The organism is Stenotrophomonas sp. FR010, assembly GCF_047520755.2.
Taxonomy (GTDB): domain Bacteria; phylum Pseudomonadota; class Gammaproteobacteria; order Xanthomonadales; family Xanthomonadaceae; genus Stenotrophomonas; species Stenotrophomonas sepilia.
Window position 1 is genome coordinate 227,951 of the sequence record NZ_JAXBQT020000003.1, and the last position, 24,567, is coordinate 252,517.

General features: G+C 68.0%; 16 protein-coding genes and 1 pseudogene. 8 read left to right on the forward strand and 9 right to left on the reverse strand.

What is annotated here, in order from left to right; genetic code table 11:
• Entirely contained in the window at positions 1 to 1,131 is a 1,131-nt protein-coding gene (locus ACM0PK_RS04655) for an efflux RND transporter periplasmic adaptor subunit (RefSeq protein ID WP_088497410.1), read from the reverse strand.
• A 119-nt stretch (positions 1,132 to 1,250) separates the two neighbouring features.
• Here ACM0PK_RS04655 and ACM0PK_RS04660 point away from each other — a divergent pair, with 119 nt between their 5' ends.
• The 3 genes from ACM0PK_RS04660 (at position 1,251) to ACM0PK_RS04670 (ending at position 4,089) form a co-directional block, all read left to right on the forward strand.
• Entirely contained in the window at positions 1,251 to 1,931 is a 681-nt protein-coding gene (locus ACM0PK_RS04660; RefSeq protein ID WP_005419125.1) for a TetR/AcrR family transcriptional regulator, read from the forward strand.
• 135 nt (positions 1,932 to 2,066) lie between these two features.
• Positions 2,067 to 2,714, forward strand: a complete 648-nt coding sequence (locus tag ACM0PK_RS04665) for a protein-L-isoaspartate O-methyltransferase family protein (RefSeq protein WP_014648346.1) — start codon at positions 2,067 to 2,069, stop codon at positions 2,712 to 2,714.
• 16 nt (positions 2,715 to 2,730) lie between these two features.
• Positions 2,731 to 4,089 (forward strand): TolC family outer membrane protein, encoded by a 1,359-nt coding sequence (locus tag ACM0PK_RS04670; RefSeq protein ID WP_414607446.1) that lies wholly within the window; start codon positions 2,731 to 2,733, stop codon positions 4,087 to 4,089.
• A 100-nt stretch (positions 4,090 to 4,189) separates the two neighbouring features.
• On the opposite strand, the pseudogene ACM0PK_RS04675 reads toward ACM0PK_RS04670, so the two are convergent.
• Positions 4,190 to 5,441 (reverse strand): annotated as a pseudogene (locus tag ACM0PK_RS04675) (amino acid transporter).
• Between the two features lie 223 nt (positions 5,442 to 5,664).
• Positions 5,665 to 6,963, reverse strand: coding sequence for a lipid IV(A) 3-deoxy-D-manno-octulosonic acid transferase (gene waaA / locus ACM0PK_RS04680; RefSeq protein ID WP_065178339.1), 1,299 nt, complete (start codon positions 6,961 to 6,963; stop codon positions 5,665 to 5,667).
• Positions 6,964 to 7,023: 60 nt separating this feature from the next.
• Between waaA and ACM0PK_RS04685 the strand changes: the two genes are divergently transcribed.
• Positions 7,024 to 7,941: an LpxL/LpxP family Kdo(2)-lipid IV(A) lauroyl/palmitoleoyl acyltransferase gene (locus ACM0PK_RS04685; protein ID WP_061479569.1), complete on the forward strand. Its 918-nt coding sequence runs from the start codon at positions 7,024 to 7,026 to the stop codon at positions 7,939 to 7,941.
• Between the two features lie 108 nt (positions 7,942 to 8,049).
• Here ACM0PK_RS04685 and ACM0PK_RS04690 read toward each other — a convergent pair whose 3' ends face one another.
• The 4 genes from ACM0PK_RS04690 to ACM0PK_RS04705 form a co-directional block, all read right to left on the reverse strand.
• Positions 8,050 to 8,499, reverse strand: a complete 450-nt coding sequence (locus ACM0PK_RS04690) for an REP-associated tyrosine transposase (protein WP_414607445.1) — start codon at positions 8,497 to 8,499, stop codon at positions 8,050 to 8,052.
• Between the two features lie 150 nt (positions 8,500 to 8,649).
• A complete protein-coding gene (locus tag ACM0PK_RS04695) occupies positions 8,650 to 9,981 on the reverse strand; it encodes an O-antigen ligase family protein (RefSeq protein WP_134969511.1) in 1,332 nt (443 codons plus the stop codon).
• Complete coding sequence (locus tag ACM0PK_RS04700) at positions 9,962 to 11,077, reverse strand: glycosyltransferase (protein WP_061479571.1); 1,116 nt, start codon at positions 11,075 to 11,077, stop codon at positions 9,962 to 9,964. The genes ACM0PK_RS04695 and ACM0PK_RS04700 overlap by 20 nt, the downstream gene beginning before the upstream one ends.
• Positions 11,078 to 11,092: 15 nt before the next feature.
• Positions 11,093 to 11,290 carry a zinc-finger domain-containing protein gene (locus tag ACM0PK_RS04705; RefSeq protein WP_005410967.1) on the reverse strand — a complete coding sequence of 66 codons (198 nt, stop codon included), beginning with the start codon at positions 11,288 to 11,290 and terminating at the stop codon, positions 11,093 to 11,095.
• A 418-nt stretch (positions 11,291 to 11,708) separates the two neighbouring features.
• Between ACM0PK_RS04705 and ACM0PK_RS04710 the strand changes: the two genes are divergently transcribed.
• Complete coding sequence (locus tag ACM0PK_RS04710) at positions 11,709 to 15,053, forward strand: GH92 family glycosyl hydrolase (protein WP_414607444.1); 3,345 nt, start codon at positions 11,709 to 11,711, stop codon at positions 15,051 to 15,053.
• A complete protein-coding gene (locus tag ACM0PK_RS04715) occupies positions 15,050 to 15,793 on the forward strand; it encodes a basic secretory protein-like protein (protein ID WP_414607443.1) in 744 nt (247 codons plus the stop codon). Before ACM0PK_RS04710 ends, ACM0PK_RS04715 begins: the two co-directional genes overlap by 4 nt.
• Positions 15,794 to 16,178: 385 nt before the next feature.
• Here ACM0PK_RS04715 and ACM0PK_RS04720 read toward each other — a convergent pair whose 3' ends face one another.
• Together ACM0PK_RS04720 and ACM0PK_RS04725 are read right to left on the reverse strand one after the other, a co-directional pair.
• Positions 16,179 to 18,470 (reverse strand): NADP-dependent malic enzyme, encoded by a 2,292-nt coding sequence (locus ACM0PK_RS04720; protein WP_012481213.1) that lies wholly within the window; start codon positions 18,468 to 18,470, stop codon positions 16,179 to 16,181.
• Positions 18,471 to 18,700: 230 nt separating this feature from the next.
• The gene (locus tag ACM0PK_RS04725; protein WP_414607442.1) at positions 18,701 to 20,044 is read right to left on the reverse strand and encodes a dicarboxylate/amino acid:cation symporter; all 1,344 of its coding nucleotides are present in this window, start codon (positions 20,042 to 20,044) and stop codon (positions 18,701 to 18,703) included.
• A gap of 332 nt (positions 20,045 to 20,376) precedes the next feature.
• Here ACM0PK_RS04725 and ACM0PK_RS04730 point away from each other — a divergent pair, with 332 nt between their 5' ends.
• Together ACM0PK_RS04730 and ACM0PK_RS04735 are read left to right on the forward strand one after the other, a co-directional pair.
• Entirely contained in the window at positions 20,377 to 21,546 is a 1,170-nt protein-coding gene (locus ACM0PK_RS04730; protein ID WP_134968454.1) for an OprO/OprP family phosphate-selective porin, read from the forward strand.
• Positions 21,547 to 21,612: 66 nt separating this feature from the next.
• Positions 21,613 to 24,255 (forward strand): hybrid sensor histidine kinase/response regulator, encoded by a 2,643-nt coding sequence (locus tag ACM0PK_RS04735; protein WP_414607441.1) that lies wholly within the window; start codon positions 21,613 to 21,615, stop codon positions 24,253 to 24,255.
• Positions 24,256 to 24,567 lie beyond the last annotated feature (312 nt).

Here is a 24,567-nt window from a genome sequence, read left to right on the forward strand (position 1 = left end):
TTACTCCCTGGCCTTGGCGGCAGCGGCCGGCGTAGCCGGCTTCAGCACGGGACGGTTCTGCCGGTCCACGGCGATCACCGGCTGACCGGCCCGCAGCAGGTGGCCACCCGCAGCAACTACCCAGTCCCCCCCGCTCACGCCCGACAGTACCGGTACCGTCTCGCTGCCAAACACACCGGTGGTAACCGTTGCGGCCCTCAGCGTGCTGTTGGCTGGATCGACCACCCATACGCTGGCGGCACCGTTGACACCGCGCTGCAGCGCGCCGAGCGGCAGCTGCAGGGTGCCGTGGCGACCGGCGCTGCTGTAGACGCGGGCACTCTGGCCCAGTTCGACGTCGGCCAGCGCATCGGCCGGCAGGCTGACCCGGGTCGCATAGGTGCGAGCCTGCGGATCGGCAGCGGCGGCAATCTCCCGGATCGTGCCCGGCAGGCGCTGGCCGGGGCGGTTCCACAACTCCACCTCGACCGGCTGGCCCACCGCATAGTCGCGGATGGTGGCCTCGGGCAGGTCGATCAGCACTTCGCGGCCACCGTCGGCAGCCAGGTTGAAGATGGTCTGCCCGGCGGACACCACCTGCCCGGCCTCGGCCTCGCGGCTGGCGATCACACCGTCGGCTGGCGCGCGCAGCTGTGCGTAGCCGGCCTGGTTGCGCAACACATCGAGGTTGGCGCGGGCGGCGTTGGCCTGGCCCTGCGCGGCCTTGAACGCGGCGGACTGCTGGTCCAGCTGCGAGCGGCTGACCAGCTGCTGGTCGGCCAGCACCTGGTAACGCTTGAGGTCATCGCGGGCGCGCACCAGATCGGCTTCGGCTGCCGCCAGCTGCGCCTGCGAGGCACGGGCCTGCAGCGCGAAGTCGGCCACGTCCAGCTCGGCCAGCACGTCGCCCTTCTTCACCCGTTGCCCGGCATCGACGTGGCGCTTGACCAGGTTGCCGCCAACGCGGAACGACAGCGGGCTTTCCTGTCGCGCACGCACCGTGCCCGGGAACGCCGCCGGCGCCTGCCCGGCCTGCTCGCCGGGGTGAACCACCAGCACCGGTACGGCCGCCGGTGGCGCCTGTTCCTGCCCCGAACAGGCTGCCAGCGCAGCCATCCACACCATACCGCCCATCCAGCGCACGATCTTCATCGGTCAACGTCCTGAAAACGCAGGGTTGCAACTAAGGGAGGAGCCGCGACTGCCGGCCCAATTTAATAAACCGGCCGGTATAGTATAAATATCGAACCGCTTGGTCTAGTATTGTCGCGATGAGTTCCCACATTTCCCGCAAGCCGTCGGCCAAGCCCGCTGCCAAGGCCGCCGGACCTGGGCGCCCCAAGGACCTCGGCAAGCGCGCGGCGATCCTTGAAGCAGCCAAGGCACTGTTCATCGAACAGGGCTATACCGGCGTGAGCATGGACACCATCGCCGCTCAGGCCGGCGTCTCGAAGCTGACTGTGTACAGCCACTTCGGCGACAAGGAGACGCTGTTCTCCGAGGCGGTGCAGTCAAAGTGCATTGAAATGCTGCCCGACGCGCTGTTCGTAGCCGACGCGGACGGCCCGCTGCGCGACCAGCTGATCGGTATCGGCCTGGCCTTCTTCGAGCTGATCACCTCCGACGCGGCGATCTCGATCCAGCGCATGATGATGGCGCCGGAGACCGACGAACGCCTGCGCGCGCTGTTCTGGAAAGCCGGCCCCGAGCGTACCTGCGAGGCCCTGGCCGATTTCCTGCGTGCCCGCGCCGAACGTGGCGAACTGGATATCCCCGACTGTGCTCTGGCCGGCGAGCAGTTCCTGACCCTGGTCAAGGGCGAAGTGCACATGCATATGATGTGCGGCATGCCACTGTCACCCGTGGAATGCGACCCTCTTGCCCACGTGACCGCCAGCATCGACTTCTTCCTGCGCGCCTACGCGCCGCGAGGGGCCGGAACGGCTGAATAACCAAAACTGAACGAACCGGAGGTCGCGATGACTTCCGGCACTGCGACCCCGGCCCCCGGCAGCTGATGCTCTGGGCGCGCCGCCGGCCTCCGGCACCGGTAAAATGGCCGGCCCACTGCGCTGGATTTGAACCTCATGACGATTGATTACGCCCACGCCCGCGAACTGATGGTGGAACAGCAGATCCGTCCCTGGGACGTGCTGGACATCAAGGTGCTCGACGTCCTGGCCCGCCTGCCGCGCGAGGCCTTTGTCGCCGACGCGCACCGGGCACTGGCCTACGCCGATGTCGAACTGCCGATCGGCCACGGCCAGAAGATGATGAAGCCGGTCATCGAGGGCCGTACCCTGCAGGCACTGGACCTGCAGCCGGGTGACGAAGTGCTGGAAATCGGCACGGGCAGCGGCTTCCTGTCGGCCTGCATCGGCGCGCTGGCGCGCGATGTGCTGAGCTTGGAAATCGACCCGGAGCTGGCCGCCGCTGCGCGTGCCCGCCTGGACGCCTCCGGCCTGGGCACCAACGTCCGCGTGGAAGTGGCCGATGCCCTGTCCTGGCAGACCGAACGCCGCTTTGACGTGATCTGTGTCACTGGTGCGGTCGACGTGGTGCCGTCACAGTTCGCCTCGTGGCTGCGTCCGGGTGGCCGCCTGTTCGTGATCCACGGCCGCTCGCCGGCGATGGAGGCCCTGCTGGTCAAGGCCGACGGTAGCTCCGAGTCCCTGTTCGAGACCGATATCGATTACCTGCGTGGTGCCGCCCCGGCCCCCCAGTTCCACCTCTGAGTCCAAGGAAGCCGCAATGATCCGCCGATCCCTCGCTGTTGCGCTGGCCACTGCCCTGCTGCCGTTGTCCGCCCATGCCGCCGACCTGCTGCAGGTCTACGAAATGGCCCGCAACGGCGATCCGCAGCTGTCGGCCGCCGAATCGACCCGGCTGTACGACAAGGAAGGCGCCGTGCAGGCGCGTGCCGCCCTGCTGCCGCAGATCAACGGCCAGGCCGCGCTGAACCGCACGCGCAGCGAGCCGAACGCCGACGCCAACTCCGGCTCGTTCACCAACAAGCGCCGCACCTACACGATCGACGGCAGCCAGACGCTGTTCAACTGGACCCAGATCAACAACCTGCGCTCGCAGCGTGAGCTGAGCAAGGCGGCGGACTTCACCCTCGAATCGGCCAACGACAACCTGATCGTGCGCACCTCGGCGGCCTACTTCAATGTGCTGGTGGCGATCGAATCGCTGAACGCCGCACAGACCAATGAAGCGGCCGCGAAGAAGCAGTTCGACTTCGCCGACAAGCGCCTGGAAGTGGGCCTGGCGCCGATCACCGACGTGCACGAAGCACGCGCCCAGTACGACCAGGCGCGCGCCAACACCATCATCGCGCAGAACACCCTGGCCGATAACTACCAGGCCCTGACCGAACTGACCGGCCAGCCGGTGACCAACCTGCGTGGCCTGCCGGCGGACTTCCGCCCGGAAGTGCCGGCCAACCGCGGCAACATCGACGAGCTGGTGCAGCAGGCCACCACCCAGAATCCGGCGCTGAAGGCGCAGGAGCTGAAGGTCAGTGCCGCCGAAGCCGGCGTGCAGGCTGCCCGTGGTGGTCATTACCCGACCCTGTCGCTGGGCGGCAGCTGGGGCAAGAGCGCCACCTGGGGCGACAGCACCGGTGCCGGCTCGCTGTCGCCGGATGCGCGCACCAACAGCATCGGCCTGACCCTGAGCGTGCCGATCTTCTCCGGTGGTGCCACCCAGTCCGGCGTGCGCCAGGCGCTGGCGCAGCGTGACATCGCCCAGGACGGCTACGAGCAGCAGAAGCGTGCCCTGGATCGCAATACCCGCAATGCCTACCAGACCCTGGTGCAGGGCATCAGCGAAGTGGAAGCCCGCCGCCTGGCGGTGGTTTCGGCGCAGAGCGCGTACGACGCCTCGCAGGTGGGCCTGGAAGTCGGTACCCGTACCGTGCTGGATGTGATCCAGAACCAGCGCATCCTGTTCTCGGCGCAGCTGGACTATGCCCAGGCCCGCTACACCTTCCTGCAGAACCGCCTGCTACTGAGCCAGTCGCTGGGTGCGCTGGACGTGGCCGAACTGCAGGACATCAATCGGCTGCTGACCCAGGACGCGGGCAACCCGGCCACGACCACGCGCTGAGTCGCCGCCCCTGCAACGAAAAAGCCACCCGCGAGGGTGGCTTTTTTGCAGGTGCTGCATCCACACACGCGCCCCCCCCCCGGCGTGGCCCCACGAACCGTCAGCCCGGCCATGCGCGCAGGCGTTCCAACGCCGCAAGCACGCACAGCGCGGCTGCCAAAGGGGCCAGCATCGACATCATCAGCCCGCAGCCGGCTGCGCCTTGCCGGGTGTCATCCCGACGCCGCCGCAGCACCGCCAGGCACAGCGCCGCCATCACCGCCAGCGTTGCCGGACCCGGCAGCGCCGGCAAGGTGCCCTGCGGCAGCCACAACACCAGCATCACCGCCGGCAGCGCAACCACCATTGCGCTCAGGCGCGTGCGGGATCGTCCCGCCGCGTCAGCTGCGCGGAGCCACAACGATGTGGCCAACCGGACGGCCAGCATCAGCAGCACCAACTGCAGGGCGGCCAGGCCCGCTGCCCCGGCCAGGGGCAACAATGGCAGCATCCACTGCAGCTCGGGGTGCACCTGCAGCGCCACCGCCAGTGGCCGGGTACTGGCGAGCGCGGAAAACTCGACCAGCCCGGCCTGCAATGCTGCCAGCACGATCAGCAGCAGCATCGCCAGCAACGAGACCAGCGCCAGCACCGCCGGCTGCCACATCGCGCCCTGGCGGCGCAGCGCAGGAAAGCCCAGTGCCAGGCCCACGCTGGCAAATATGCCCAGCAGCGGCACCCCAGCCGCCAGCACGCCCCCCAGCCCGAAGCGATACGGCGCGGTCGCCGGAGGCAGCCAGGGAATCCAATGCCCGTAGTGCACGTGACGTGCCGCCAGCGCCAGCAGCAACACCCCCACACCGATCTTCACCGTCAGCAGCGCACAGGCCCGCCAGGGCCACACCCCGCGGCGGCAGCAACGCGAGCGCGCTCAACGTCAGCAGGCCCACGGCCGCCGCTATCTGCACGGGCAGCCAGTCGTTGGCATGGAGGCCTCCGGTAGCCAGCATCGCATGTACATGGCGGGCCATGGACTGTGCCGCGCCCGCCGTGGTCGCCGTCAGCTCAAGCAACAGGATCGTGCCCAGAACGACGGCCACCCGTGGCCCCCAGCTGGCGGCCAGCAGCCCGTACAGGCCATCGGCCGCCGGCAGTCGCAGCACCAGATCCTGCAGGCAGCACAGCACCAGGCCAGCCCCCAGTGCGGCCAGCAACAGGCTCAGTACGATGGCCGGGCCAGCCTGTGCCGCCGTGTGCTGGCCCACCAGCGCGATCACGCTGCCGCCCACCAGCAGCGTCAGTGCCACCACAGCCAGGTGGTCCATCCCCAAGCGCGCCCCACCGGTGCCGTCCCTGCCCCTGTCGCCGTCCATCGCAAGTTCCCTTGATATCCGCCCAAGCGCGGTCGACAGCAGGCTGGCAGCCTGCGTCGTCCTGCGGAATCGGAATCGGTGCTGCGTGCACCACGATGTGATGGCAGGCACGCTGCCATCGGCAGGGTCGGTCCAGCAACGACAGAAAAATCGTCGCTAAGCAGAATTGATGAAGTTGATCACGACAACGCAGCGCAGCGCCGCCGACGCCGCAACGCCGGGATCACTCGCGTGGCGGTGGCAGGTGCGGTGCGACCAGCGCAAGCGTGCGCTGCAGCGCGCCACGGCCATTGCTGACCAACGTGCAGCCCGCACGCGCCATGTCTTCGCGGGCCTGCGCATCTTCAAGCAGATGCTGCAGCAGGTCGCCCACCGCCTGCGCATCTTCGCCGATCAGCAGCGCACCGGCCTCGCGCATGCGCCGGGAGATTTCCGCGAAGTTGTGCAGGTGCGGGCCGGTCACCGCCGCGGTTCCCATCGCAGCGGGCTCCAGCAGGTTGTGGCCACCGATGGCCTGCAGGCTGCCGCCGACGAAGGCGACCTGGGCGCAGGCGTAGAACGGCATCAGCTCGCCGAGGGTATCGATGACGAACACGTCTGTGGCGGCGTGCGGCCACTGGTCCACGCGGCGGGTCGCCACGCTCCAGCCCTGTTCGCGCGCCAGTGCTTCCACCTTGGGGAAACGTTCGGGATGGCGCGGTGCCCACAGCAGCAGCAGATCCGGATGCTGCTGGCGCAGGCGGCGGTGCAGGTCGATCACCGCCTGCTCTTCGCCGTCATGGGTACTGGCGGCGATCCATACCGGGCGCGCGCCCGGCACCCGTGCATGGAACTGTTCGACGAAGCCCTGCACGTCCGGCGTGGTGATGTCGAACTTCAGGTTGCCCAGTGCCTGCACCTGGCCGGGCTCCGCCCCCAGCTGCACGAAGCGCTCGGCATCGTCCTGCGACTGCGCGGCCACGCAGGTGACGGTGCGCAGGGCGCGGCGGATCAATGCGGCCAGCAGCCGGTAGCCGCGCAGCGAACGCGCCGACAACCGGGCATTGAGGATGTAGACCGGAACACCACGGTCACGGCAGCCGAACAGCATGTTCGGCCACAACTCGGTTTCCAGGATCAGCGCCAGGCTGGGCTGGAAATGGCCGAGGAAGCGGTTGACGCTGCCCGGCACGTCGTAGGGCAGGTAGACATGGTCCAGCGCGTCGCCCCAGAGCGCACGCACGCGCTCGGAGCCGGTCGGAGTGATGGTGGTGATGACCCAGCGGATGTCCGGGCGCTGCTGGCGCAGGGCATTGACCAGCGGCGCGGCGGCATTGACCTCGCCCACCGAGACCGCGTGCAGCCACACCCGTGGCTGGCCGGTCGGCTGCGGATAGGAGGCGTAGCGTTCGTCCCAGCGCCGGAAGTACTCACGGACCCGGAAACCGCGCCAGACCAGGTGGTACACGGTGATCGGCAGCAGGATATAGAGCACGACCGAGTACAGGCCGCGCAGGATCCATTCGACAGGGTCTTTACGCATGCGGCAAGGATACGGGAGCCCCCCGGGAAAGACACGCGGCCGCCTTGGTAGAATGGCCCCATGTCAGATGCCTCCACCGCCGTCCGCCCGTCGCTGCGCGATCCGCGCAACTGGCCGATGTTCGCCGCCATGTTCGGCGCCTTCGCCATCGCCCGCCTGCCGTGGATGCTGCAGCGCGCGCTGGGCCGGGGCGTCGGCTGGATCACCTGGCGCCTGCTCGGCAGCCGCCGCCGCGCCGCCGAGGTCAACCTGCAGCTGTGCTTCCCCGAGAAGGACGAAGCGTGGCGGCAGCGCCTGGTGCGCGACAGTTTCGATGCGCTGGGCGTCGGCGTGTTCGAGTGCATCCGCGCCTGGTGGGGCAGCATCGACAGCATCCGCCCGCAGGTACGGGTCGAAGGCCTGGAACACCTGCGGCAGATGCAGGCCGAAGGCCGCGGCGTCCTGCTGGTCTCCGGCCACTTCATGACCCTGGAGATGTGCGGCCGCCTGCTGTGCGACTACGTCGATCTTTCCGGCATGTACCGCAAGCACAAGAACCCGGTGTACGAGTGGGCGGTCAAGTTCGGCCGCCTGCGCTATGCCAAGGCGATGTTCGCCAACGAGGACATCCGCGCGACCGTGCGCCACCTGAAGAAGGGCGGTTTCCTCTGGTACGCGCCAGACCAGGACATGCGAGGCAAGGACACGGTATTCGTGCCGTTCTTCGGCCACACCGCTTCGACCATCACCGCCACCCATCAGCTGGCGCGCATGACCGGCTGTGCGGTGATTCCGTACTTCCACCGGCGCGAAGGCGGAAAGTACTTCCTGAAGATCGGCGCGCCGCTGGAGAACTTCCCCAGCGAGGATGTGGAAGCCGATACCACCCGGGTCAACCAGGCCATCGAAGCGATGGTGCGAGAGGCTCCCGACCAGTACCTGTGGATCCACCGCCGCTTCAAGCGCCAGCCCGGCGGCCGGAGTGATTTCTACAAATAGCGGTGCGGCGGGAGGGTTTCATCCACGCATGGCGTGGATTTGATGACGCGGAGCATTCTGAAGTAGATCCACGCCATGCGTGGATGCTCTACATCCGGATGGCGGCACCTACAACGGCCAACGGCACCATGCGTGCGGGTACTCACCCAACTTGCTGGCCAGGCCCGCACGGACCGGATTGGCCATGATGTACATCGCCTTCTCATGAAGGGATTCATCGCTGCGTACGGCGTGATCGTGGTAACCGCGCTGCCACAGCGGCCCTTGTCGCTCCAATCGCCGGTTCAACAGACGGCTGCTGCGTGATTTGAGCAGGGCCATACACTCGGCCAGGGTTCCTCCGCGCAGCTCCATCAGCCAGTGCAGATGGTCGGGCATGACCACCCAGGCGAGGCTATGGCTGAAGCCCTTGCGCTCTACGAAGCGCAGTGTGTCGATAAGGATCGCAACGTTTGCCGCATCGGCGAACAACGGTTCGCGGCCGAGGGTTGCTGTGGTCAATGAGTACACGTTGCCGGATCGGGAATACCGACCGTAGCGAAGTCTGGGGCTGGCCATGCCTCCAGCGTGCGATACGCATGGAAACACCGGTAGTGGTGGTTGACCGGTATTCGCGTCGGGAATGCTCCATCCACGCATGGCGTGGATCTACCAAAGCACGCTCCGTTCGGTACATGCAGTAGAGCCGCGCCATGCGTGGATGGACGATCAGACCACCGTCGGCGTGTCGCCCGCGTCCCGCGCCAGCAGGCTGCCGGCGAACAACGCAGCCAGCAGCACCGTCAGGCCACCCCAGAAAGCCGAATAGAACGCCAGGTGCGTATTGAGCGGGAACACCGTGACCGCCAGCGCCAGCATCGCCGGCCGGGCGCGATCACGTGCAGCCGCCGGGGCATAGCGCCAGGCCCGCCAGGCCTGCGCCACCGCCGCCAACCACAGCAGCAGGCCCAGAACGCCGGTCTCGGCAAGGATTTCCAGCACGATCTGGTGGGCGTGCAACGCCGGTTGGTTGCCCCACACGGCGGGGCCCTCATCTGACACGCAGGCCGGATACGCATCGCGGAAGCCGCGCGCACCGACACCGTTGACCGGATGCTCCTCGATCATGCACACCGCCGCGGTCCAGATGCGCGCGCGCCCCGAAAGGGCCTCGTCAACGCCCTGCCCGTCTTCGTTCCATGCCTGCGCCGTGCGCGCGACACGCTCACGCAGCTGCGGCACGCCCGCTGTCAGTGCGGCCGTACCCAGCGCTGCCACCAGGGCCAGCAGCAGCAGCCGCTTCCAGCCGAACTGGCGCACGCCGCTGTAGGCCAGCACCAGCACAAAGGTGATCCACGAGGCGCGGGAACCTGCCAGCAGCAGCACGCACCCCAGTGTCGCAGCGGCGAGCAACCACCCTGCATTGCCGAAACGCCGCGCCATCGGCAGCAGCAGGAACGGTGACAGGCTGGCCAGCACCTGGCCGAATTTCAGATTGCAGGGCCCAAGCGCGCCACTGAGGCGGTCGGCCAGTGCGGCTTCGTCGGCCGGGCACAGCGCCTGGCCACTCACGGCCAGCTTCAGGTGTTCCAGCGACCAGAACCACGGGCTGGTGCCAGCCAGCGCCTGCACCAGCGCGTCCAGCGTCCACACGCCGGTGATCAGCGCCAGGCCACCGAAGGTCAAGCGCCGCCGTTCCGGCGTGGCCACCGCGATCGCCACCAGCCACATGAAGGGCAGGTAGCGCAGTCCGGCGGCCGCCTTGGTCCACGAGGCCGAAGGGTCGATCGCATCGATGGCCGAAAACGCCTGCGGCAGCCAGTAGCCGAGGAACAGGATCGAGGTCAGCGCCCACGCCGCCGTGCTCAACAGGTGCGGGCGGCGCTGCAGCCGGCGCATCACCATGCGCGCGGCAGCATAGACCGCGCCAAGGCCCAGCACGGTTTCGGCAATGCCCGGCAGCGGCCACATCGCCACGTACGCCAGCACCCACCAGGGCGCCCAGCGCCCGGCACGGTCGTCGCGCACGATGGCAGCGGGGTCAGCCGGCGAGATCGGCATAGAGGCGGAGGGTGTCGCGCTGCATGGCCTGCAGGGTAAACGGGATGCGGGTCGGCAGGGACGGCGGCTGCGCCAGCAGGGCCAGCGCACGTTCACCCAGCGCGTGCGCGTCGCCCAGCGGCACCGCACCGCTGGGCTGCAGCTGCTGCAGCAGTTCGCCGACGCCACCGTGGTCCCAGCCCAGCACCGGGCGGCCGACCGACAGCGCCTCGAGCACGGTGCGGCCAAAGGCTTCCGGCTTGTCCGACAGCTGCAGCACCAGATCGCTGGCGGCGTAGGCCTGGGCGATGCGGACGGTAGGCGTGCTGATCTGTACGGCCTCGGCCACGCCCAGCGCCGCGGCCTGGCGGCGCAGGCCAGCCACGTAGGCCTCGCGCCCGGGTTCGTCGGTGCCCAGCATCCACAGCTGGGCAGGCACGCCGGCGGCACGCACGTCGGCCAGCAGCTGCAGCGCGTGGGCGTGGCCCTTCAGTCGGGTGCCGCGCCCCGGCAGCAGCAGCAGCGGGCCCTCAACCTGCGCCAGCCACGGGTAGTCGGCCGCCAGGGCCAGCCGCGGACGGCGGTCGGCGCGCGCCACGCGCGGGAACTGGTTGACGTCGACACCTCTCGGTACGACCCGCAGTTTTTCTTCCGGCACCGTCGGGTAATGGCGTTGCACGTAGGCACGCACGGTGTTGGACACGCAGATCACGCGTTCGCCACTGGTCATCACCGCGCTGTAGCGGCTGGGCGAGTTCAACCCGTGCACGGTGGTCACCCAATGCGGGCGCTGTGCGGCGGGCATGGCGCGGATCGCGTACAGGCCCAACCAGGCCGGCAGCCGCGAACGGGCATGCACGATGTCCGCACCAACTTCGGCAAACAGCCGGCGCAGGGTCGGCAGATGGCGCAGGGTCAGCAGCGACTTGCGGCCGATATCCAGGGTGAGGTGCTCGGCACCGCTGTCCAGCAGCGGCTGCACCAGGCGGCCGCCGGCAGACACCACCAGCGCGCGATGGCCGGCGGCAACCAGGGCCGCAGCGATTTCCAGGGTCGAGCGCTCGACACCACCGGAGTGCAGCGCCGGCAGCAACTGCACCACGGTCAATCGGCGCATCGAAGGGGCCGCCGTTTAGTCGGCCAGCACGAACACGGACCCGCAGTAGGGGCACTGCGCTTCGCCGTTGGGCTCGTCCTCGATCGGCAGGTACACGCGCGGATGCGAGTTCCACAGCGCCATTTCCGGGGTCGGGCAGCTCAACGGCAGATCGCTGCGGTGCACGGTGTAGCGCTTCTCGGCGTTGGCGGGCGCGGTGGCGGTATGGCTCATGGCGGATTCGGTGAACGGGTTGCGAGGCCCGTGATTCTAGCATCTGGGCCGCAACGACATTGCCCCGCAACGGGCCTTTGCACGCCGCCGCCGATGCCTCGCATCTCCCCGCCGCACGCCGGGCGGCGGCGATTCCGGGGATTTCGCGGTCGTTCCGGCAGGTTCGCTCGCCAGAATCGACTCCAGCGATATTTCCCGCATTTGGATCGAACTAAATGGCACTTGCCAGCGCGCGGCGGCTGTTGCAGGATCGGGCCAGGTCGCACCTCGACCCACCCAATCCAACCCGATCGCATGGCCCGCCCCCACCGGACCGGCATCGCCTCTTCCACTGCCAGCCTGGCGGGCGGAGCGATGCTGTCCGTGGTGTCCGCCGATGCGGGTTCGCCCGCCGCCAGCCCTTCCGGGAGACCCTTGCATGACCCTGTCCGATCCGCGCCGCGCCCTGCTTCCGCTCGCCCTGGCCCTGGCCTGTGCGACCCCTGCGATGCCGGTGCTGGCGCAGGGGCTGCAGACCTCGTTCGAACCGGGCGAACCTGCCCCGGCGCAGGCCACCGGTGCGCTTCAGGTCACGATCGGCAATGGACCGGCCGCGCCCTACGCCGCCAAGCGCAACGCCGGCTACAGCGGCCTGCATGCGCTGCGCTACAGCAGCGAAGGCGGCAGCGCGCGGCGCGAACTGTTCAAGGCCGACCTGCCCATCGAGGCCGATACCACGCTGTCGTGGCTGGTGCTGCCGGAAATCGTCGGCAAGGACACCGTCGCCTCGACCTATGTATCGCTGGACCTGCTGCTGGACGATGGCAGCCGCGTTTCGGCCGGTGCGGCACGCGACCAGCATGGCGTGGCGATCGGCGCGCGGGCGCAGGGCGAATCGAAGACGCTGTACCCGCAACAGTGGGCCCGCAAGGCGGTGCGGCTGGGCGACGTGCCCACGCTGAAGGGCCGCCGCGTGGTGGCGATCGAGCTGGAGGTGGCCAGCGCCGAGGGCGCGCCGGTCTCTGGCTGGATTGATGACGTGCGCCTGGATGCCCAACCGCGGCAGCGGCCGCAGCGCGTCTCCGACTGGGTGCTGACCACCCGCGGCACCCAGGCCAACGGCACCTTCTCGCGCGGCAACAATTTCCCGGCCACGGCGGTGCCGCACGGGTTCAACTTCTGGACCCCGGTGACCGACGCCGGCGCACTGAACTGGCTGTACCGCTGGAACGAACAGAACGATGCGCAGAACCGCCCGCAGCTGCAGGCACTGGCACTGAGCCACCAGCCCAGCCCGTGGATGGGCGACCGCCAGACCTTCCAGGTGATGCCCTCGGCCAGCCGTGGCGTGCCGGATGCCGACCGCCGCAAGCGCGCGCTGTCGTTCGACCGCCGTCATGAAAGCGCGCGCCCCTACCGCTACGACGTGCGCTTCGACAATGGCATCGCTGCTGCCATCGCACCGACCGACCATGCCGCGCTGTTCCGCTTCGAGTTCCCCGAGGGCGGCGACGCCAACCTGCTGTTCGACAATGTCGATGCGCGTGGTGGCCTGACCCTGGACACGGCCACGCAGACCCTCAGCGGCTACACCGATACGCGCAGCGGCCTGTCCAACGGCGCCAGCCGCATGTACGTGGTGGCCAGCTTCGACAAGCCGTGGCGCAGCAGCGGCCGCCTGGACACCGGCCGCCCGACCGGTTACATCAAGTTCAATGCCGGCAGCGACCGGCAGGTGACGATGCGTATCGCCACCTCGCTGATCTCGGTGGAACAGGCGCGTCACAACCTGGCGCTGGAAATCGCCGCGGCCGACACGCTGGAAAGCGTGTCCGGCCGTGCGCAGGATGCATGGGACGCACGCCTGGCCCGCTTCGACATCGGCGATGCCAGCGACGACCAGAAGACCACGCTGTATTCCAGCCTGTACCGGCTGTTCCTGTACCCGAATTCCGGCCATGAGAACGTGGGCAGCGCCGCCGCACCGGAGTGGCGCTACGCCAACCAGGCCAGCGCCAGCGATGACAACACCGAGGGCAGCGCGACCCGCAGCTACGCCGCCGTGCGCGACGGCAAGGTATTCGTCAACAACGGCTTCTGGGACACCTTCCGCACCACCTGGCCGGCCTATGCGCTGTTCACGCCCGACGATGCCGGCCAGCTGGTGCAGGGCTTCATCGAGCAGTACCGCGCCGGCGGCTGGATCGCGCGCTGGTCGTCGCCGGGTTACGCCGACCTGATGGTCGGTACCAGCTCGGACGTGGCCTTCGCCGATGCGTGGCTGAAGGGCATCGGCGGCTTCGATCCGGCCGAGGCCTACGCCGCCGCGCTGAAGAACGCGACCGTGGTCCCCCCCGACCGCCATGTCGGCCGCAAGGGCATGGACCGCTCGACCTTCCGTGGCTACGCCAGCGCGGACGTGCACGAAGGCATGTCGTGGACGATGGAAGGCGCACTGAATGACTTCGGCATCGCCAACATGGCCGAGGCCCTGGCCAAGCGCGCGACCACGCCGGCCGCGCGCGAGCGCTACAGCACCGAGGCCGACTACTTCCGCCATCGCGCCGCCAGCTACGCGACGATGTTCGATCCGGCCGCCGGCTTCTTCCAGGGCCGCAAGGCCGATGGCCAGTGGCGCGTGGACGCCAAGGCCTACGACCCGCGCGTGTGGGGCCACGACTACACCGAATCCAATGGCTGGACCTTCGCCTTCACCGCCGCCCACGATGGCGAAGGACTCGCCGCGCTCTATGGTGGCCGTGACAAGCTGGCAGCGAAGCTGGATGCCTTCTTCTCCACCCCGGAAACCGCCGACCCCGCGTTTGCCGGATCCTACGGCGGCACCATCCACGAGATGACCGAAGCGCGCGATGTGCGCATGGGCATGTACGCGCACAGCAACCAGCCGGCACACCACATCCCATGGATGTACCTGTACGCCGGGCAGCCGTGGAAGACCCAGCAGCACGTGCGCGAGATCCTGTCGCGGCTGTATGTGGGCAGCGAGATCGGTCAGGGCTATCCGGGCGACGAGGACAACGGCGAGACCTCCGCGTGGTACGTGCTGGCCTCGCTGGGCCTGTATCCACTGCGCATGGGCGCCCCGGAGTACGTGATCGGTTCACCGGCGTTCGAACATGCGAGGGTGGAACTGCAGGGCGGTGCGGTGCTGACCGTGAACGCGGCCAACAACTCACGCGAGAACGTCTACGTGCAGTCGCTGAAGATCAATGGCAAGCCGTGGACGAAGACCTGGGTGCCGCACGAGCTGATCGCCAAGGGCGCGACGCTGGACTTCGTGATGGGGCCGCAGCCGTCGCGCTGGGGCAGCGGCGTGGACGATGTGCCGCGCTCGCTGACCGCGCGGGGCCAGCGCCCGCAGCTGCTGCACGACCTGCTCGGCAGTGGCGCCAAGGCGACGCTGGCCGATGGTCGCGCCCTGCCAGCGCTGGTCGACGACGATGCCGCCACGACCGTCGGCCTGGGCGGCGGCGCAACCATCGCACTGACCGGCCTGGGCGACGGCGTGCCGACCATGTACACGCTCACCAGCGGTGACGGCCGCATCCAGGGCGGCGAATGGACGCTGGAAGCGCGCAGTGGCAACGGCCGCTGGATCGTGCTCGACCAGCGCAGCGGCGAAGCCTTCGAGTCTGCCCGCCAGACCCGACCGTTCCGCATCGCCAAACCCGGTCGTTACAGCGAGTATCGGCTGCGCCTGGCCGCACCGGGCCGGCTGCCGCTGGCGGAGATCGAACTGTTGGCGCCCAGCGCCGTACAATGAGCCCCATGCGCTACCGTCTGCTGCCTCTGGCCCTTGTTGCCCTTTCCTTCTCCAGCTTCGGCCAGACCCAGGCCTTTGATGCGCAGCTGACCCGCGACGGCGTGACGCTGAACTACCAGGACGCCCGTGGCGCCCTGGCCGCGCCGCAGCGCAAGCGGGTGATCGATACGTTCTACTTCGCCTACCTGCGCGAACGTGCGGACTTCCACCCGGCCGCGCCGTCGATGGTGCGCATCGTGATCGACCCGGCCTACACCGGGATCGCCTTCGTCGGTGACAAGGACCAGGCCGCAACGATCACCATCAACCCGGGTTGGCTGGCGCAGCACCCCAACGACATCGACCTGGTCACCCATGAGGCCATGCACATCGTGCAGGGCTATCCGGGCTATGGCGACGCACGGGTGCCGGGTTGGCTGGTGGAGGGCATCGCCGACTACGCACGCGACCGCTACGGCATGGACAATGCCGCCGCGGGCTGGGCACTGCCGGGCAAGGTCGAGAAGGGGCAGAACTTCGACAGCGGCTACCGTGTCACCGGTGCGTTCCTGAAATGGGCCGACGCCGAACATCCAGGCCTGGTGCTGGCACTGGACAAGGCCCTGCGCGACGGCCGCTATGCACCGGCGCTGTGGCAGAAGCACACCGGCAAGGCACTGCCGGCGCTGTGGGCGCAGTACGCCAAGCCGCGTTCCGACGCTCCGTCGCCGGCCCCTGCACGCCGCGGCAAGCGGCGCTGACGCCTACGCTGTCGCCGGCGCCTCAGCGCGACTGCACGAAACCGGCGTACAGCGCGAACAGCTGCTGGAAGTACCGCCGCGTCACTCGATTGCGCATGACACCCTCGCCGATGGGAAGTTGGTCGGGCCCAGGGTGGGAAGGCCGGTCCGGTCCCTTCCCACGGCCGGGCCGCGTGGGCGTATTGGGCCGCAGCGGCGTTGCAGGGAAATGACCGCCGGACTGCAATTCATCGGGTAGCGCCGGGCCATGCCCGGCGAGCGCGCAGCGCGGCGCTTCTCGCATTTCGCCGGGCATGGCCCGGCGCTACCCGATCCGGTTTCCGCTGGGCGGAAACGAAACGCGCCCCGAAGGGCGCGTTTCTGCAGATCGCAGCGGAACGAAGGCTTACGCCTTCTTTTCCGCTTCGATCTGCTTGCGGATCTGCGCATCGACCGCCGCAATGGCGGTCATGTTCAGGATCCGGCGCGAGGTCGCGCTGGTGGTCAGGATGTGCACCGGCTTGTTCACGCCCATCAGGATCGGGCCGATCGCCACGCCGTCGGTGAACACGCGCACCAGGTTGTAGGCGATGTTGGCCGCTTCCAGGTTCGGCAGCACGAACAGGTTGGCGCGGCCCTGCAGGGTCGAGCCCGGCAGCAGCTTCTGGCGCAGCGCTTCATCCCATGCGGTGTCGCCCTGCATTTCGCCATCCACGTTCAGGCGCGGGTTGCGCTTGAGCAGCAGCTCGCGCACCTGGCGCATCTTCAGCGCATCCTTCGAATCATGGCTGCCGAAGTTGGAGTGCGACAGCAGCGCCACCTTCGGCTCGATGCCGAACAGCTTCATGCGATAGGCCGCCTGCAGGGTCGCCTCGCACAGCTGCTCGGCGGTCGGGTCTTCCTGCACGTGGGTGTCCACGAAGAAGAACACGCCCTGCTGGTTGATCACGCCGGTCATCGCCGAGGTCGAGGTGACCTTCGGCTCCAGCGGCAGCACGCTGCGCACGTAGCCCAGCTTCTTGTGGAAGCGGCCGACGATGCCGGTCAGCATCGCATCGGCTTCGCCACGGGCGACCATCACCGCTGCGATCAGGGTCGGGCGCGAACGCATCAGGTTCTTCGCCGCGGCCACGGTCACGCCACGACGGCCGGTCAGGCCGTGGTAGTACTGCCAGTATTCGTTGAAGCGCGGGTCGTCGTTGATGTTGGTGACTTCAACGTTCTCGCCGATCTTCAGGCGCAGGCCGAGGCGCTCGATGCGCGACTCGATCACTTCCGGGCGGCCGATCAGGATCGGATGCGCCAGGCCGTCATCGACCACGTTCTGCACCGCCTGCAGCACCACTTCCTCTTCGCCCTCGGCGTACACCACGCGCTGCTTGTCGCTGCGCGCGCGGTCGTACACCGGCTTCATCATCAGGCTGGTGCGGTAGACGAACTGGGCCAGCTTGTCGCGGTAGGCGCCCATGTCCTCGATCGGGCGCGAGGCCACGCCCGAATCCATCGCGGCCTGGGCCACGGCGGCCGACAGTTCCACCAGCAGGCGGCGGTCGAACGGACGCGGGATCAGGTATTCACGGCCGAAGCTCGGGGTCTCGCCGCCGTAGGCCGAGCCCATGTCGGTGGCCGCGCGGCGCGCCAGCGCGGCGATGGCACGCACGCAGGCGATCTTCATTTCCTCGTTGATCGCGGTCGCACCCACGTCCAGCGCACCACGGAACAGATACGGGAAGCACAGCACGTTGTTGACCTGGTTCGGGTAGTCCGAACGGCCGGTGCCGATGATCGCGTCCGGACGCGCAGCGCGCGCCACCTCCGGCATGATTTCCGGGGTCGGGTTGGCCAGCGCGAAGATCACCGGATCCGGCGCCATGGTCTTGACCATGTCGGCAGTCAGGATGCCCGGTGCCGACAGGCCCAGGAAGATGTCCGCGCCGTCGACGATCTCGGCCAGGGTGCGCTTGTCGGTGTCACGCGCATAGCGCTGCTTTTCCGGGTCCAGGTCGGTACGACCGGTGTGGATCACGCCCTCGCGATCGAAGGCCAGGATGTTCTCCGGCTTCAGGCCCAGCTGCACCAGCATGTTCACGCAGGAAATGCCGGCCGCGCCCATGCCCGTGGTCGCCAGCTTCACGTCCTCGATCTTCTTGCCGGTGATCGCCATCGCGTTGAGCACGGCCGCGCCGACGATGATCGCCGTGCCGTGCTGGTCGTCATGGAACACCGGGATCTTCATGCGCTCGCGCAGCTTGCGCTCGACCACGAAGCATTCCGGCGCCTTGATGTCCTCCAGGTTGATGCCGCCGAAGGTCGGTTCCAGCGAGGCGATGATGTCGACCAGCTTGTCCGGGTCGGTCTCATCCACTTCGATGTCGAACACATCGATGCCGGCGAACTTCTGGAACAGCACGCCCTTGCCTTCCATCACCGGCTTGCCGGCCAGCGCGCCGATGTTGCCCAGGCCCAGCACCGCGGTGCCGTTGGAGATCACCGCCACCAGGTTGCCGCGGGCGGTCAGCTCGCTGGCCTGCTGCGGGTCGGCCTTGATCGCTTCACAGGCGTACGCCACGCCCGGCGAATACGCCAGCGACAGGTCGCGCTGGGTCAGCATGGGCTTGGTAGCGGAAACCTTGATCTTTCCCGGCGGGGACATCCGGTGGTAATCGAGGGCGGCCTGTTTGAAATCTTCGTTGGACATCGATGTGGGTTACATGAATGGGCAGAAGGGACAGGGGATGATACCCCCGTTGGAGCGTCCGGACCTGTCGCTATCCTGTCGCAAGCATGCTGCGACCGCACAATTCCGTGCCGTATGCGACGGTACCGCGATACAAGCTTCGGCGCTGCCCATGACAGCCATGGGACGCCCTGAAACGCCGCGGGGCCGTACCACTGACGTGATCGGCCCCGCGGTACCACACACCTGGATCAGCCCTTGGCCGGCAGCGCCTCGGGCAGCGCATCGACCGGCGGCGGCAGTTCGCTCTCGCGGCCATCCAGCGCCAGCTGCAGGCGGTTGCGGTCCAGCGCGCCTTCCCAGCGCGAGACCACCACGGTGGCCACCGCATTGCCGATGAAATTGGTCAGCGAGCGGCATTCGCTCATGAACCGGTCCACGCCCAGGATCAGCGCCATGCCAGCCACCGGCACCTCCGGCACCACGGCCAGGGTAGCGGCCAGGGTGATGAAACCGGCGCCGGTGACACCGGCCGCGCCCTTGGAGCTGAGCATGGCGACCAGCAGCAGGGCGATCTGGTGGCCCAGGGTCAGTTCGGTGTTGGTGGCCTGGGCGATGAACAGTGCCGCCAGGGTCATGTAGATGTTGGTGCCGTCCAGGTTGAACGAGTAGCCGGTCGGGACCACCAGGCCCACCACCGACTTGCTGCAGCCGGCGCGTTCCATCTTCTCCATCAGCGACGGCAGCGCCGACTCCGACGAGGAGGTGCCGAGCACCAGCAGCAGTTCGGCCTTCAGGTAGCGCGCCAGCTTGAACACCGAGAAGCCGCACAGGCGGCAGACCACACCGAGGATCACCGCCACGAACAGGAACGCGGTGAGGTAGAACGAGCCCACCAGCCAGGCCAGGTTGATCAGCGAGCCGACGCCGTACTTGCCGATGGTGAAGGCGATCGCACCGAAGGCACCGATCGGGGCGGCCTTCATCAGGATGTTCACCAGCTTGAACACCGGGGCGACCAGCGCCTCCAGGAAGTTCACGATCGGCTTGCCCTTCTCGCCCACTGATGCCAGCGCGATGCCGAACAGCACGGCCACGAACAACACCTGCAGGATGTTGCCATCGACGAACGCGCTGATCAGTGTCTTCGGGATGATGTCCATCAGGAAGCCGACCAGGGTCAGGTCATGCGACTTCTCGACGTAGCTGTGCACTGCGGTCTGGTCCAGCTCGGCCGGGTTGATGTTCATGCCCGCGCCGGGCTGTACCACGTGCGCCACGATCATGCCGACAATCAGCGCCAGCGTGGAGAAGAACAGGAAGTACGCCATCGCCTTGGCGAACACCCGGCCCACCGTGCGCAGGTGGGTCATGCTGGCGATGCCGGTGACGATGGTGAGGAAGATCACCGGCGCGATGATCATCTTCACCAGGTTGATGAAGGCATCGCCGAGCGGCTTCATCTTCTCGCCGACCAGTGGCTCGTAATGGCCGAGGATGGCACCCAGGACGATCGCCACGATCACCTGGAAGTACAGCTGGCGATAGATCGGCAACGGCTTTGCAGGCACCGGTGCTGCGGTCGGGATGTGCATGGCGGACTCCGGAAGGGGCGTTTTCAGGCACGTACGGCCCCGGGACTGCACGGGAGCCGTTACCGTGGAAACTGATCGCAGGCCCTGTACTGCACGCACAGGGGGTGCGACCAATGGACGCCTTTGTACGCGCCAGGCACGTCGGCGCAGATAACCTATTGGTACTAGCCCCCCGGTTCAGGTGGCACAGGTGCCTACACTGGCGCCGCACCGCCCGGAAACGGGAAGGCCGGTGGCCCGGGCTGAACGGCTGGGCATGTCCCTGCGAAAGTTTCGGCCCCTGCGGCCGTTGATGTCCTGTCCACACGCAATCTGAGAGAGCCGCACCCTACATGCGCCCGAATCCCACCTTGCTGGCCCTGTCGCTGGCCGCCCTTCCCGCCTTCGCTTCGGCTGCCGATTTCGACAACTGGCCGACAAAATACACCTTCGGCGACGGCACCGAGTTGGCCGCTACCGCCAACATCGCCTACGACTACAACGACTTTTCCTCGGCCAGTGGCCTCGAGGACGACGACGCCATGCGCCGCAAGGAATTCGGTGCGACGCTGAAGAAGAAGGGCGTCTACGACGCGATGGTCTACTACGACTTCCAGGCCGATACCTGGCTGGACGTGTTCGTGCGCTTCGAGAGCAAGGCCTTCTTCGGCCGTGACGTCGGCCGCTTCCGCTTCGGCTACATGAAGACGCCGGTCGGCCTGGATGCGAACACCTCATCGCGTGCCGGCAGTTTCCTGGAAACCTCGCTGCCGGTGCAGGCCTTCTACGAAGGCCGCCGTACCGGTGTGGAATGGGTGCTGGAGCGCCCGCAGTACCTGCTGCAGGCAGGCGCCTATGGCGGCAAGGACCTGCAGGGCGACAACCCCGGAACCACCCAGGCGGTGCGTGCGGTGTGGACGCCGGTGAAGGCACCGGGTGACGTTATCCACCTGGGCCTGGCCTACTCGCAGGAGAACCCACGCGGCTACAGCGATGGCCGCGACGTGCACCACGAGGCCAGCGCCCGCCTGCGCGCGCGCCCGGAAGCCGGCCTGACCGACATCCGCTACGTCGATTCCGGCGCGCTGGTCACCGCCGACCAGATCCGCCGCACCGGCCTGGAAGGCATCTGGATCCGCGGCCCGTTCTCGCTGCAGGCCGAAGCGCTGCGTGCCACGGTCACCCGCCATGACGGCAAGCCCGACTTCACCGGCAGCGGCCAGTACGCGATGGCCAGCTGGGTGCTGACCGGCGAATCGCGGCCGTACAACGCCGGCGCGGTGGCCAACATCAAGCCGGCGCACAACTACGGTGCGGTCGAACTGGTGGCGCGTTACAGCCGCCTGGACCTCGACGATGGTGACATCCTGGGTGGCCGCCAGCACGACCTGACGTTGGGTGCGAACTGGTACCTGACCAGCCACTTCAAGTTCCAGGCCAACTACGTGAAGGTCGACGCCAGCCGTCGTGGCGTGCACAGCACGCCGGAGATCTTCGAACTGCGCGCGCAGATGCACTTCTGACCCCTTCCACGTCAGACCCCGGCGGGCGTGCACGCCACGCCCGCCGGCCCTGCGTAGACTGCCGCCATGTATTGGCTCAGCCGCCACCGGATGCTGTTGCTGACCATCCTGGTGATGGTCGGTGGCACCGTGCTGTGCGCGGTCGCCGCTGGCCATTACGCCTGGCGGCGCGCGCTCGGCGACGAAAGCAGCCAGGTGCAACGCCAGCTGCAACTGTATGGCCAGGGCCTGCAACAGCGCATCGACCGCTTCGGCACCTTGCCGCAGGTCATGGCGCTGGATCCGGATCTGCTGCACGCACTGCGTGTGCCGCCCTCGCCCGGCGAACGGCAGCGACTGAACCTCAAGCTGCAACGTGCCAATGAAGTCACCCGGGCCTCGACCCTGACCCTGGTCGGCCACGATGGTGTGGCGGTGGCGGCCAGCAACTGGGACCAACCGACCAGCAACGTCGGCGAGAACTACAGCTACCGCCCCTACTACCGCCAGGCGCTGGCGCAGGGCCGTGGTCGCTTCTACGGCATCGGCATGACCACCGGCGTGCCCGGCTATTACCTTTCGCAGGCCATCGAGGATGACGGCAAGCGGCTCGGCGTGGTGGTGATCAAGGTCGAGCTGTCCGCGCTGGAACAGGAATGGTTGAGCAGCCCGGACGTGGTGCTGGCCAGCGACGACCATGACGTCGTGTTCCTGGCCAACCGGGACAGCTGGCGCTACCGGCTGCTGCGTCCGCTGCGTGCCGGTGAGCGCCGCGAAATGCTCGATGCCCGTCAGTACGCCGACCGTGCCCTGCAGCCCTTGCGTGCACGTACCGAAGACGTGCTGTCCGATGGCGGCCGCATGGTGCGGCTGCTGGATCCTGCGCTGCCGCAGCCGATGCTGTGGCAAAGCCTGGCGCTGCCCGCCGAAGGCTGGAACCTGCACCTGCTGCACGACGCCGGCGCCGCTACTGCAGCAGGTCGCGCGGCCGCCCTGACCGGCGGTGCCGCGTGGCTGGCCTTGGGCTTCCTGGTGCTGTTCGTGCAGCAGCGCAGGCGCCTGGCCAAGCATCGCCTGCGCAGCCGCCGCGAACTGGAAACCCTGCTCAAGCAGCACGCACAGGAGCTGCGCACCGCACAGGATGGCCTGCTGCAGGCCGCCACCGACGCCGACAGTGGTCTCAGCCGCAGCCTCGAACACCTGCCGCAGGGTGTGGTGGTGATCGACCGCGACCTGCGCCTGGTCGCGTGGAATTCGCGCTATCTGGAACTGTTCCGGTTCCCGGCAGACCTGGTGCGCGTGGGCCGGCCGATCGAGGAACTGTTCCGTTTCAATGCCCGTCGTGGCCTGCTCGGTCCCGGCCCGGTGGACGAGGCCATCGAGCGCCGCCTGAACCACCTGCGCAGTGGCCGCCCGCACATGCGCGAGAGCGAAAAGGACGACGGCACGGTGCTGGAGATCCGCGGCAATCCGCTGCCCGACGGCGGCTTCGTCACCAGCTATGCGGACATCACCAGCTACAAGAACGCTGCGCGCGAACTACGCTCGCTGGCCGATGCGCTGGAACACCGCATCGCCGAACGCACCCGCGACCTGGACGAGGCGCGGCGCGAGGCCGAGCAGGCCAACCGCTACAAGACCCGCTTCGTCGCCTCGGCGGTGCACGACCTGCTGCAGCCGCTCAACGCTGCGCGCATGTTCGTCTCAGTGCTGCGCGGCAAGCTGGGCGACCCGGCGCAGCAGCAGACTGCCGATCATATCGATGCCGCGCTGGCGGCGCAGGACGCGATCCTCAACAGCCTGCTGGATATCGCGCGGCTGGAATCAGGCAGCCTGCCCACCCGCGTACAGGCGTTCCGGCTGGGCCCCCTGCTGCAGACGCTGGCGCGCGAGTTCGGCATCGCCGCGCAGTCACGTGGGCTGGTGGTGGACTGGGTCAATACCCATGCCGTGGTGGTCAGCGACGAAGCGCTGCTGCGCCGCATCCTGCAGAATTTCCTGTCCAATGCACTGCGCTACAGCGAGCGCGGCCGCGTGCTGCTTGGCTGCCGCCGCCGTGAAGAACTGCTGTGGATCGAAGTGCACGACCAGGGCCCGGGTATTCCCGACGCGTTGCAGGGCGAGATCTTCGAGGAGTTCCGACGCCTGCACGACGGCCAGCAGCGCGGCGCCGGCCTTGGCCTGGCCATTGTCGACCGCATCGGCCGCCTCCTCGGCCATCCGATCCGGCTGCGCTCGCAGCTGGGCCGGGGCAGCGTGTTCGCGGTAGGCGTACCGTTCGGCGAAGCCAGCGCGATTCCGGCCACCGCGCCTGCGCCGGTACTGGCGCAGGAACCGGGCGCGGACAACCCGCTGCGTGGGCGTCGGGTGTGGGTGATCGACGACGATCCGCACGTGTGTGCGGCCAGCCGTGCGCTGCTGGAGCGCTGGGGCTGCGAGGTGGCGCTGGCCGATGGGCCACAGGCGGCGCTGCAGTTGGCCAGTGCCGAGACGGTTCCGGAGCTGGTGCTGCTGGATGTGCGCATGGGCGATCACCACGGGCCGGTGCTGTACGAGACGCTGGCGGAGTTGTGGCAGGCACGCCCGCCGGTGGTGCTGGTCACTGCAGAGCGCGATGCGGGATTGCGTGAGATGGCCGCCGAGCGCGGCTGGGGAATGATGGCCAAGCCGGTGAAGCCACCGGCGCTGCGGGCGCTGATGAGTCAGTTGTTGATCCGGCATCGCGGGTAGTTTCCAGCCAACGGCGCAGCCCCTCGTGGGTGGTGTCTGGTTGGTCGTGGAAAGCAAAAGCCGTGGGTGGGCCGGTCGGGCTGGGTGCGCGGGGGACGCCGTGAATCCGTCCCTGGAGGCTTGGCAGCCGCATCCATGCGGCTGACACCCCCGCGCACCCAACCCGACCGGCCTCCGACAGATTTCGGTGGCCTGCACCCACGAAGAAGAAAATAAGATCAAAAGCGGGTCGCGCGCTGCGCTTGCTCGTGTAGAGCCGAGCCCATGCTCGGCTGCTTCTGCAGGGACAACAGCCGAGCCCATGCTCGGCTG

Excerpts from the sequence above, each read along its gene's own strand:
- ACM0PK_RS04695 (WP_134969511.1), bottom strand. The coding sequence starts at position 9,981 with ATGCCGATCTCGCCGGCTGACCCCGCTGCCATCGTGCGCGACGACCGT.
- ACM0PK_RS04690 (WP_414607445.1), bottom strand. The coding sequence starts at position 8,499 with ATGGCCAGCCCCAGACTTCGCTACGGTCGGTATTCCCGATCCGGCAAC.
- ACM0PK_RS04715 (WP_414607443.1), top strand. The coding sequence starts at position 15,050 with ATGAGCCCCATGCGCTACCGTCTGCTGCCTCTGGCCCTTGTTGCCCTT.
- ACM0PK_RS04700 (WP_061479571.1), bottom strand. The coding sequence starts at position 11,077 with ATGCGCCGATTGACCGTGGTGCAGTTGCTGCCGGCGCTGCACTCCGGT.
- ACM0PK_RS04735 (WP_414607441.1), top strand. The coding sequence starts at position 21,613 with ATGTATTGGCTCAGCCGCCACCGGATGCTGTTGCTGACCATCCTGGTG.
- ACM0PK_RS04705 (WP_005410967.1), bottom strand. The coding sequence starts at position 11,290 with ATGAGCCATACCGCCACCGCGCCCGCCAACGCCGAGAAGCGCTACACC.
- ACM0PK_RS04730 (WP_134968454.1), top strand. The coding sequence starts at position 20,377 with ATGCGCCCGAATCCCACCTTGCTGGCCCTGTCGCTGGCCGCCCTTCCC.
- ACM0PK_RS04685 (WP_061479569.1), top strand. The coding sequence starts at position 7,024 with ATGTCAGATGCCTCCACCGCCGTCCGCCCGTCGCTGCGCGATCCGCGC.
- waaA (WP_065178339.1), bottom strand. The coding sequence starts at position 6,963 with ATGCGTAAAGACCCTGTCGAATGGATCCTGCGCGGCCTGTACTCGGTC.
- ACM0PK_RS04710 (WP_414607444.1), top strand. The coding sequence starts at position 11,709 with ATGACCCTGTCCGATCCGCGCCGCGCCCTGCTTCCGCTCGCCCTGGCC.
- ACM0PK_RS04660 (WP_005419125.1), top strand. The coding sequence starts at position 1,251 with ATGAGTTCCCACATTTCCCGCAAGCCGTCGGCCAAGCCCGCTGCCAAG.
- ACM0PK_RS04670 (WP_414607446.1), top strand. The coding sequence starts at position 2,731 with ATGATCCGCCGATCCCTCGCTGTTGCGCTGGCCACTGCCCTGCTGCCG.
- ACM0PK_RS04665 (WP_014648346.1), top strand. The coding sequence starts at position 2,067 with ATGACGATTGATTACGCCCACGCCCGCGAACTGATGGTGGAACAGCAG.
- ACM0PK_RS04655 (WP_088497410.1), bottom strand. The coding sequence starts at position 1,131 with ATGAAGATCGTGCGCTGGATGGGCGGTATGGTGTGGATGGCTGCGCTG.
- ACM0PK_RS04720 (WP_012481213.1), bottom strand. The coding sequence starts at position 18,470 with ATGTCCAACGAAGATTTCAAACAGGCCGCCCTCGATTACCACCGGATG.
- ACM0PK_RS04725 (WP_414607442.1), bottom strand. The coding sequence starts at position 20,044 with ATGCACATCCCGACCGCAGCACCGGTGCCTGCAAAGCCGTTGCCGATC.